Below are 7,871 nucleotides of genomic sequence, written 5' to 3' on the forward strand. Positions count from 1 at the left end.
GGCATAGGCTGCCGCCATTCGTACCTTGGAACTGTAGGGAGAAGACGACGCATAGAGCAGTCTGGGCATGATCCGTTTCCTGTTTTGCAGGCCGGCAGTGTTGACCGATCGGGCGCGATCGGGCAATGGCCAGAAGCGGAAAACCCAGCCGCCAGCGAGCGACGCAGCGGCCAGGGCCGTTTAGCGAGCGCTCCATGAAGACGGTGCTTCATCACCATGGTTGCCGGGATCGCGCGAAGCCGCCAGCCGACTGGCAAGACCGACGAGCCTCGCGCCGATGTTTCATCACCCGCATGAATGACACGAAAAAAGCCCCACCGGACTCCGCCCTATGGCGAAGTCCTGGGAGCTGCGAAAAGATATCCTCCGTCCGCCTCTGTTCTCGCCTTCCGACTGCCTAAACAACGAGCGGGGCGCCCTGTGAGGCACCCGCCCTTGACTGTTTCGGCACCGCCCCCGGCGAGGGAAGCGCGACTACTTCTTGCCGGCCTTCGCGGGCGCTGCCTTCGGCTTGGCCGCAGGTGCCGCTTTCTTCACCGGCGCTGAAGATTTCGCTGCCGCAGCCTTCTTTGCCGGAGCAGCCTTGGCAGCCGGCTTCTTGGCTGGTGCAGCCTTGGCAGCCGGTTGCTTGGCAGGTGCTGCTGCCTTCTTCGCTGCGGGTTTCGCCGCAGCTTTCGCTGCAGGCTTCTTGGCCGGTGCCGCCTTGGCAGCCGGCTTTGCCGCTGCCTTGGCGGGTGCCGCCTTCTTCACTGCCGGTTTCGCCGCAGCTTTCGCTGCCGGCTTCTTGGCCGGTGCTGCTTTTGCCTTGGCCGCCGCGGCCTTCGGCTTGGCAGCAGGTGCTGCTTTCTTCACTGCAGCTGCGACCTTTGCCGTCGCTGCTTTTGCGGGTGCTTTCTTTGCCGGTGCCTTGGACGCCGGCGCTTTGGATGACTGCTTAGCCATGCGATGCCCCTTCCTTTGTGCCGACGGCCGTAATGACCCGGCGCGCTCATGCATATCTGACTCGCGGCTTGCTAGCCAGCGAAGCAATAGACTGATTTTCGCAGCTTAAATTTCGGTTACGATCGGCACATGGTCGTGCTGATCGTCGCAGAAATTCACTTCTGATCTTCGACCATTGGCTAGAATGTGTCGCCGACATTCTCCACAGTCCGCGGAAGCGCTCCTCTCGTGAAGCTCCGAAGATCAGCGAGCAGCTTTGCGTGTCGATCGTCGGTCGCCGATATCATGACCGCTGCCTCATCGGTGCGATCATCTCGTGCAGGCGGACGATCTATACTGCAATGCGACAGCCGATCGGTGCATCGTCTTGTCAAGCACGAACGCAGATCGGCCTGCTCGTGAATTGACAGATAACTCTACATGGCAGAGTATTCTGTACAGCATGCTGGAGCATTTCAATGTCGATCGCACAGGAGCAAGCGGCGCTGTCGCCGTTCGAGATTGCCAAGACGGTCCGCCACGGCGGCAGCATGGTTGTCGGCGGCCTCCGGCTTGGCTGCGCCGGAGCCAATCGATGAGTGCCGACGAAATCATCCACCAGAGCACTCGGCTCAGGATCATGGCGGCGCTGAGCATGCTGGAAAGGCGGCAAACGCTGGATTTCACCGGGCTGAAAGCCATCGTGGACGTCACCGACGGCAATCTCGGTGCGCATCTCGATACGCTGGCCAGGGCTGGTTATGTCGACATCGAAAAGCTGTTCGTCGGCCGCCGGCCGCAGACGCGCGTCAGGGCGACGACGAGCGGACGGCGCGCGTTCCGCGGCCATGCCGCATTCCTGCGCAAGATCCTCGATCAGGCCGAGGCGGCGGCGCGCAGGAAATAGCGTGATGACTGGGCAATCCGCTCAGCGCGCGGCAACAACGGCAACGCCGGCGCCGATCATCACACCGCCCGCCGCGCGGTTCACCCGGCGTACGATCCTTGGTGTGCGCAACAGGCTGCGGGCGCGACCGGCGAGGACGACATGACCGCCGATCACCACGACCTCGACGGCCACGATCACCATCATCAGCACACCGAGATGACCTGCGTCGAGCGATGCGCCGACGACGCTAGGCAACAGCGCAATGTAGAACAACGGCATTTTCGGATTGCCAAGATTGAGCGCGATGCCGGTGGCAAAAATCATCAACAGCCCTCGCCGTCCTGAGATGGGCTGCAGTTCGGGAATGACGGGCGCCGCCATCCACAGCCTGATGCCCGTCCAGACCAGATAGGCCGCTCCACCATAGCGAAGCACCGTCATGACGATCGCCATCTTGGCGGCGACGATCGACAGGCCGAAGGCGGCGAGGATCAGGAAGATGAGGATGCCGACCACGGTGCCGGCACCGTAGGCGATGCCCGACGCGGCGCCATTGGAGATTGTGCGCGCGATGATCGTCATGTTGTCCGGACCCGGGCTGGCAGCGAACACGAAGAAGGCGGCCGCAAAGGCAAGCGAGGTCGCGAGATCCATGAAAACTCCCGAGGGTAATGCCGCTCTCGGGAGTCCAGACTAGCCGGTTTACCTGTCGGCGCCATCAGGAAAATCGAGAAACTGCGCGATGCGCATTTCCGTCACGGCTGATAGCCGAGGCAGATGGCGCCGAGCGCGACGATGGCGCAGGCGCCGACCCGCCGCGGCGTCAGCACCTCGCCGAGGAACAGACGTCCGATGAAGGCCGCGAAGACGACGCTGGTTTCGCGGATCGCGGTGATCGGACCGGCCGGTCCGAGCGCGAAGGCCGCGACCACGACACCGTAGGCCAGAAGTGCAAACAGGCCGCCGCCCAGCGCCTTCCAGGTTTCCGGCGCACCCAGGTCGACTGTGAGCCGGCCACGGCAGGCGACGAAGGCCGCCGGCAGCAACGCGCCGTAGATCAGCAGCACCCATGCGGTATAGGCGCCGGCGTTTCCCGCCGCCCGAACGCCGAGCGCATCGACCGTCGCATAGGCGGCGATGATCGCTCCCGTTGCCAGCGCATAGAGTATCGATGTCGTGGCGGCCCTGCCCCTTCCGAGAGAAAGGCCCATGATGCCGCCCGCGACCAGCGCGACACCGATGGTCTGCGGCAGAGTGAGCTGCTGGTTGGCCAGGAAGAACCCGCCGAGCGTGACGAGCAGCGGCACGCTGCCGCGAACGATCGGATAGACCTGTCCCAGCTCGCCATATCTGTAGGCGGCCACCAGAAACAAACTGTAGCCAACCTGCAGGCAGGCCGAGAGCACAATGTAGGACCAGGCCGGCGCGGCCGGAAGGGCGTGGAAGAAGGCTAAGGGGATGGCGAGCGCCGTACTGGAAAAGCTCATGACGGTGACGGTCCACAACCTGTCGGCCCCCGTGCGCAGGAACGCGTTCCAGGTTGCGTGCAGGATCGCCGCAAACAATGCGAGCCCGATGACCAGCGGGCTCATTGGGACTTACGCGAAGCAGCGACGATGCCCATGGCCGCCTTGCGGGCGTCGCGAATGGCGGCGTCGGCCGGCCCCATCTGCGCCAGCAAGGTCGCACCTTCGATCAGCATAAGCAGTGTCGCCGCCACGCTTTCGGCGCGGCCGCGCGGCATCATCTCTTCGAGGATAGACCGCATGCGCCGCTTGAGGCCGTTCTTCTGCCTGACAACGGCCTTGAAAACCGGATGCCCGGGATCGCCGAACTCGGCCAATGCATGTGCGAACAGACAGCCATGGAAATCGGCGCTGCGGAACCAGCGTGCATGCCAGTCAAAGATCCTTCCGATTTTCTGTTCCGGCGGAATGCCCTCCTGGGCGAGCCGGTCGAGCTGGCGGTCGAAACGCATAGCGCGATAGTCGAGCACCTCGACGATCAATTCGTCCTTGCTGGGGAAGTGGCGATACATCGTCATCTTGGCCACATCGGCTTCGGCGATGATCCGGTCGATACCCGTCGCATGAAAACCGGCGCGCTTGAACAGCACGTAGGCCGTTTCAAGGACGTGCTGGCGCTTATCGGAAACGGGCGATGGTGTCATGGCGCATACCAAGGTGGTGAGACAGGTCTGCCTCATATCTATGCGACGGATCGCGCCAGCTGTCAACGCAGCACGAAAAACGCCTGCAGCCGATCAAGCCACAGGCGCGAAAGAGATTGGAAGGGGAAACCGGGTTTAGCGCAGAATGCGGCAGCGGCCGTTGTAGACCATCCAGCGGTCGAAGCCCGAGACGCAGAATTCGACATTGTCGCCGATCGAGGCAAAGCCCTGGCCTTCCTCGATCAGGTACCAGATGGTGCGATCGCGGCCGTCGGACAGGCTGACGGTGGCCCCGCAATAACGGCGACCGATCGGCCAGGTATCGTCGGCCGCCAGATAGCGATGCTGGTGAATGCGCCGGAAATCAGTGATCTCTACATCCGGCAGATGCGGCACGTGATGCACCTGATAGGAAAAGCGGCTGGTGATCTTGTTCAGTACCCAAGGCTGACCGCAGACCCCGCTGTCTTCATCGGAATAGACCGTAAGATCGGCGGCCTGCACGGTCTGGGTGATACCGAGAGGCGCGGCAAGCGGGGTGCAGAGCGAAATCAGGGCGGCAAGAGCGGATTTGGCGAAGCGAGTCATGGCAGCCTCTCAAGGTCGATTGTGCGCACTGTGCGGATTCGCTCGGCGGCGGTCAAGCGGTTGCGTTGACAATGGTTTCCCAGTTTGAAACTGCTTTTCGACCAAAGCCGAATTTACACGGCACCGGAATGGCTCTGGCACGTTCATGCCCGGATCCAAAAGAGCGCGGGTCCCGGGTCGTCAATGAGCCCGCCTCAAGCCTGCTCGCCGGCCAGCCATTCCAACGACCAGTGCGCCGGCCGCCCCACCGCAAGCAGCCTGTGCAGGGCCGGCAGCAGCGTCCGCAGCTCGCCCTCCAGCGTGAACGGCGGATTGACCACCAGCAGACCGCTGCCGTCGAGGCTGGGTTCCAAAGAGGCCGGCCTGATCTCGAATTCGATGTCGAGCAGCTTCGGGATGCCCGATTGCTTCAGCGCCTTGCGGAAAGCGATGATCGCCTTGCGGTCCTTGATCGGATACCAGAGCGCGTAGATGCCGCCTGGCCAGCGCTTGTGCGCCCTTATGAGCCCGTCGACGAGGCGATCGAACTCACCCGCTTCCTCGAATGGCGGATCGATGAGAACAAGGCCGCGCTTCTCCTTCGGCGGCAGATGGGCGCCGAGCGCGAGCCAACCATCGAGTTCGATGATCCGGGCCTGGAAATCGCCGGCAAAGAACGTCCTCAGCCTCGCGGCATCCTTGGGGTGCAGCTCGATCGCGGTCAGCCTGTCCTGCTTGCGCATGAGATGGCGCGCAATCAACGGGGAGCCCGGGTATTTCTGGATGCCACCCTCAGGGTTGAGCGACCGTATTGTCTCCAGATAAGGCGCGAGCAGTGCTGCCACCGGCGCGGCAAACGGGGCATCGATCAGCCTGCCGATGCCGCCTTGCCACTCACCCGTCTTCTGCGCTTCGGCCGACGACAGATCGTAGCGGCCAATGCCGGCATGGGTGTCGACGACCCGAAACGCCTTGTCCTTCTGCTTCAGATACTCGAGCAAGCGCGTCAGCACGACATGCTTGACGACGTCGGCGAAATTCCCGGCATGGTAAGCGTGGCGGTAGTTCATCGTCTTGTGCCGTTATGCATGTCGTTGTCCCAAAACCGCTGCACACTTTTGGGCGACATGCATCAGCCCCTGCCCCAGCGCGGCGGTGGCGGCTGAGAGTTCGGATTTTCCGGCCGACCGCCTCGAGTGCGCAAGGTCAGCAAAAATCCGATCAGGCCGATCGCCATCAGCGCGAAGCCGACCGGCCGTGCACGGCTGTCGATCTCGCCTGCGCCGGAGCGCAGGATGAGATCGACAGCCCGCATCGGTATGTCGTCGGCATCACCCGGTCCGACGGTGAAGACGTAGGGACCCGGGCTGACGGTCGCGATGACGCCGGCCTCGTCGCGAAAGATCTTGTCGGGCAGTTGCGGGCTGGCCTGGCGAGGATTGTCGGAATGGTTGAACTGCAGCGTCGAGGCGAGCACCGTGCGGCCATTGCTGGCGGCGGTCAGCGTCAGCACGGTGCGCTGCTGCGAGACGATGCGCTCGGCTCTTGCGGTCAGGTCGACCAGCACCCGCACCGGCGCATCGCGGCCGGAGAGCGGCACCGTCAGCGGCTTGAAACGGCCTTGCTCATAGACCCGCCAGGTGCCGATCTCGTGCCCGGAGAAATTGCTCATCGCCCAGGGATAGATGACACCGACGCCGGCGCCGACAAGCAGGATCAGGACAAACAGAAAGCGCATTCACATCACCATGGCGTATCGTAACCTTGCCAATAGCGCCCCGACGGCCAAAAGGCGATGGCCAGTTGCGGCAGCCACCCTGGAGGTGGACCGTGCGGGGTGCGAGCGCAACCAGATTGGCGGCGTGGCTGCGCAACAATGCCGATAACGTTCTACCTATGCGCTCAAAAATTAAGCCGTGTATTTCGCGCGCCGCGCTGAATATTGCTGTCGGCTCATTCTTGGCCGTTCTTGCTGTCAGGTTTTGATTCTACCTCAAGGGACAGCTTGCCGCGTCCGGCAACATGTTGACGTCGATCGAGCCAATATGCTGATTCGTAAACAGGATTTGCCTTGTGCGCCATGCTTCGATCCGAGAGGCCGTAGCCGCTTTCATGATTAACCATTCGCGAGCGCATTTGGTTAAGAAATTGCTAATTTAGTTGACTATAATTTCCACAGGTATATTTTCGATGCGTTGGGATGTGCAATTTGGGCGAGCAATCGATGGTGACACCGGGCGTGTGATCGCGATTTCGGGGCGCGGAGAATGCTGAGCGGCAGCACGGAGGTTGTGTAGTCGCACCAGCTTCGCGAAAGCCAAAGAACAATTGACGCACATCAGTGATGGCGGTTCCGCAGATGCGGAGGTTTGCCACGTTCTCAGGAACGTGGCCGGGCGATGCTTTGTCCCGGCCCGGCGGTAGCGTGTTCGGTGCGTATGAGGAAAGCATGACTAAGCTTGTCAAGGTTCTGAAACTGGAATCCGGCAGCCAAAAGGACGCCAGCCAAAGCCGACGACGCGCCCTTGTCGCCGGAGGAGCGGGATTTTTAGGTTCGCATCTGTGCGAACGTCTTTTGCGGGACGGATACGACGTTGTCGCGCTGGACAATTTCCACACCGGCAAAAGATACAATCTCAATGCCCTTCAGCGCAATCCGAGCTTCAGCTGCATCGAGCACGACATCGTCGATGCACTGCCTTCGGACCTTCAGTGCGACGAGATCTACAATCTCGCCTGCCCAGCCTCTCCGCCGCACTACCAGGCAGATCCGATCCACACCTTCAAGACAAGCGTGCTTGGCTCGCTGAACCTTCTGGAACTCGCGCGACAGAACAAGGCCAAGATATTCCAGGCCTCGACGTCCGAAGTCTATGGCGATCCCTTCGTGCATCCACAGCCCGAGAGCTACTTCGGCAACGTCAACACGCACGGGCCGCGCTCCTGCTACGATGAAGGCAAGCGCTCGGCCGAAACCCTGTTCTTCGATTATTCGAGAACCTATGGTCTCGATATTCGTGTCGCCCGCATTTTCAACACCTACGGTCGCCGCATGCAGCCCGACGATGGACGTGTGGTTTCGAACTTCATCGTCCAGGCGCTGCGCGGCGAGGACCTGACCGTCTATGGCAGCGGCCAGCAGACGCGCTCCTTCTGCTATGCCGACGACCTGATCGAGGGCTTTATCCGGCTGATGAATGCGCCGAACGCGCCCGCCCACCCGGTCAATCTCGGCAACCCTGCCGAATTCACCATCATGGAACTGGCGACGCTGGTCGTCGATTACACCAACGCCCGATCGAAGATCGTGCATCGGCCGCTGCC

Annotated in this window: 9 protein-coding genes; 2 read left to right on the plus strand and 7 right to left on the minus strand. The window is 62.0% G+C overall.

Annotated features, from left to right (window positions below; translation table 11 throughout):
* Window positions 1-474 precede the first annotated feature (474 nt).
* Window positions 475-942: a histone gene (locus tag EN925_RS14190; RefSeq protein WP_128336636.1), complete on the minus strand. Its 468-nt coding sequence runs from the start codon at window positions 940-942 to the stop codon at window positions 475-477.
* Between the two features lie 574 nt (window positions 943-1,516).
* Between EN925_RS14190 and EN925_RS14200 the strand changes: the two genes are divergently transcribed.
* Window positions 1,517-1,828 carry a transcriptional regulator gene (locus EN925_RS14200; RefSeq protein ID WP_013532486.1) on the plus strand — a complete coding sequence of 104 codons (312 nt, stop codon included), beginning with the start codon at window positions 1,517-1,519 and terminating at the stop codon, window positions 1,826-1,828.
* Window positions 1,829-1,849: 21 nt separating this feature from the next.
* Here the strand turns inward: EN925_RS14200 and EN925_RS14205 are convergent, their stop codons facing one another.
* The 6 genes from EN925_RS14205 to EN925_RS14230 form a co-directional block, all read right to left on the minus strand.
* Window positions 1,850-2,464: a LysE family translocator gene (locus EN925_RS14205; RefSeq protein WP_064993149.1), complete on the minus strand. Its 615-nt coding sequence runs from the start codon at window positions 2,462-2,464 to the stop codon at window positions 1,850-1,852.
* A gap of 101 nt (window positions 2,465-2,565) precedes the next feature.
* On the minus strand, window positions 2,566-3,402 hold the full coding sequence (locus tag EN925_RS14210) for a DMT family transporter (RefSeq protein WP_024504298.1): 837 nt from the start codon (window positions 3,400-3,402) through the stop codon (window positions 2,566-2,568).
* Window positions 3,399-3,980, minus strand: coding sequence for a TetR/AcrR family transcriptional regulator (locus EN925_RS14215; protein ID WP_127368187.1), 582 nt, complete (start codon window positions 3,978-3,980; stop codon window positions 3,399-3,401). The genes EN925_RS14210 and EN925_RS14215 overlap by 4 nt, the downstream gene beginning before the upstream one ends.
* Window positions 3,981-4,115: 135 nt before the next feature.
* A complete protein-coding gene (locus tag EN925_RS14220) occupies window positions 4,116-4,568 on the minus strand; it encodes a hypothetical protein (RefSeq protein WP_127368186.1) in 453 nt (150 codons plus the stop codon).
* Between the two features lie 194 nt (window positions 4,569-4,762).
* A complete protein-coding gene (locus EN925_RS14225) occupies window positions 4,763-5,617 on the minus strand; it encodes a 23S rRNA (adenine(2030)-N(6))-methyltransferase RlmJ (RefSeq protein WP_024504300.1) in 855 nt (284 codons plus the stop codon).
* 62 nt (window positions 5,618-5,679) lie between these two features.
* Complete coding sequence (locus EN925_RS14230) at window positions 5,680-6,285, minus strand: hypothetical protein (RefSeq protein WP_013532492.1); 606 nt, start codon at window positions 6,283-6,285, stop codon at window positions 5,680-5,682.
* Between the two features lie 711 nt (window positions 6,286-6,996).
* Between EN925_RS14230 and EN925_RS14235 the strand changes: the two genes are divergently transcribed.
* On the plus strand, window positions 6,997-7,871 hold an 875-nt coding region (locus EN925_RS14235), incomplete at its 3' end, for a UDP-glucuronic acid decarboxylase family protein (protein ID WP_164894209.1).

Origin of the sequence: Mesorhizobium sp. M7A.F.Ca.US.006.04.2.1 (assembly GCF_004022915.1) — a bacterium.
Classification (GTDB): domain Bacteria; phylum Pseudomonadota; class Alphaproteobacteria; order Rhizobiales; family Rhizobiaceae; genus Mesorhizobium; species Mesorhizobium ciceri.

Coding starts and splice junctions, on each gene's coding strand:
- EN925_RS14190 (WP_128336636.1), bottom strand. CDS start 942: ATGGCTAAGCAGTCATCCAAAGCGCCGGCGTCCAAGGCACCGGCAAAG.
- EN925_RS14200 (WP_013532486.1), top strand. CDS start 1,517: ATGAGTGCCGACGAAATCATCCACCAGAGCACTCGGCTCAGGATCATG.
- EN925_RS14205 (WP_064993149.1), bottom strand. CDS start 2,464: ATGGATCTCGCGACCTCGCTTGCCTTTGCGGCCGCCTTCTTCGTGTTC.
- EN925_RS14210 (WP_024504298.1), bottom strand. CDS start 3,402: ATGAGCCCGCTGGTCATCGGGCTCGCATTGTTTGCGGCGATCCTGCAC.
- EN925_RS14215 (WP_127368187.1), bottom strand. CDS start 3,980: ATGACACCATCGCCCGTTTCCGATAAGCGCCAGCACGTCCTTGAAACG.
- EN925_RS14220 (WP_127368186.1), bottom strand. CDS start 4,568: ATGACTCGCTTCGCCAAATCCGCTCTTGCCGCCCTGATTTCGCTCTGC.
- EN925_RS14225 (WP_024504300.1), bottom strand. CDS start 5,617: ATGAACTACCGCCACGCTTACCATGCCGGGAATTTCGCCGACGTCGTC.
- EN925_RS14230 (WP_013532492.1), bottom strand. CDS start 6,285: ATGCGCTTTCTGTTTGTCCTGATCCTGCTTGTCGGCGCCGGCGTCGGT.